Raw genomic sequence first — 1442 nt, 5'->3', positions numbered from 1 at the left:
TAAGCATAACTCAGTCCTCTTTTTTGCCTTTTTGTTTCTGGAAAATCAAAACTCGCAAAATTTGGACTGAGTTTCTTTGACACTCCTACCATTTTGAAAAGTTATATATCAGAAATGGGTACATTGTGTTCATCAACAAGCTGAATTTCTATTTTGTTCTTTAACATTCCTGGGCAATTAGGACAATAAACCGAATTAGCATTACTCATAAATAGGTGCTCCTGTTATTTTTCTTTTTCCATAGCCAATAGATAATCCTGACCGGACATATTTTCAATACGTTGTCCGGCTACCAGCTTTTGTCTCAACCACTGCTCAATCCGTGCTTCTAAACGGCCTTCAGGCTGATCCAATTGCCTCGCCATCTCTCCGTGGTTTTCCCATAAATCATTATAGAGGGAGCTACTTAAGGCCAGCAGACCATAGGGAGAATGTAACCAGACTGCCAGCAAATGCTCACCCAATGTAAACGGAATTTCGCTGTTACCTTCTCTACACGCTTCGGGACGGCAAAACCTCATCGGTTGCGGCCTGTCTATCATCAGTTCTGTGACAGGCGACAACATCAGTGACCAGTCGCTGGGCGTGAAAGCAGGCACGAGTGTGCCCAATATCCGTGCATCCATCATGCGAAACAGTACCGGCTCGCCATTCATCATGACCCATTGTCGCTGCTGCCAGTGCCTAAGCTGTTCCTGCCACAGTGTATGGCTGCGGTAAGCCCAACCCCAACTGTTGTCACTGAGTTCATGGCGATCCAGTGCTTTCCCTATCTGAGTGAGTTGATTAGCCTTCGGTTGTACCAACCACGGACTCTGTTTCAACATATTGCGCATCGGAGTACCGCTATACAGCGGAAATGCCTGCTCAACCCAGTCATGACGGTAAAATGGTTCTACAGGATTCGGTTTAGCCAGTGAATTGAGAATGAAGAATACAGGCGCTTTATTGGGTTCATTCAGCCAGGCTTGCCAACTTATTGCGGATCCTGTGCTCTCCATGGTGATAGTTCTTTCCATTGTGTTTACTCTTTAACAGGTTTAATGACTAAACTGGCATCCTGTTGCGCCAGTTCTGCACAAGCCGGTTGCACCGGAAATTCAGTTGCCGGGAGTGCTTCCGCCATCGGGAGTTGCCCTACTTGTGAGAGTGGAGCTACTCCCTCCGGTAATTGCAGTGAAATCCCGCGCCCACTGCCGCCTGAACCCTGCCCGACATTAATCGGTGAACAGAGAATGCCGCCCGGTGTGACTTTCAGAAAACTGCCGCCGACTTTCAGCGTGATTTCTGCCGCCGCTTCCAGCACTACCTTGCCGCCGCTTTTCAGGTGGATTACCGGCTCTGACTAACGTCAGGTTCAGGGTAAACAGTTCAGATAACCCTTCCTGTAGAGAAAATTCCCCCACAGCAAAAGTGTCTTCCGGCACACCGGTGATGTGGCA

3 protein-coding genes are annotated in these 1442 nt (G+C 48.1%); all 3 read right to left on the bottom strand.

Annotated features, from left to right (window positions below):
• Positions 1-224 precede the first annotated feature (224 nt).
• Positions 225-1019, bottom strand: coding sequence for a DUF4123 domain-containing protein (locus tag AAC854_RS22470; protein WP_340619033.1), 795 nt, complete (start codon positions 1017-1019; stop codon positions 225-227).
• Between the two features lie 5 nt (positions 1020-1024).
• Positions 1025-1306, bottom strand: coding sequence for a hypothetical protein (locus tag AAC854_RS22465; RefSeq protein WP_340619032.1), 282 nt, complete (start codon positions 1304-1306; stop codon positions 1025-1027).
• The coding region (locus AAC854_RS22460) for a hypothetical protein (RefSeq protein WP_340619031.1) at positions 1218-1442 on the bottom strand (225 nt) is incomplete at its 5' end. The genes AAC854_RS22465 and AAC854_RS22460, both read right to left, overlap by 89 nt.

The organism is Xenorhabdus entomophaga, from assembly GCF_037996725.1.
Classification (GTDB): Bacteria; Pseudomonadota; Gammaproteobacteria; order Enterobacterales; family Enterobacteriaceae; genus Xenorhabdus; species Xenorhabdus khoisanae.
This window is presented reverse-complemented; position numbering and strand designations above follow the sequence as displayed.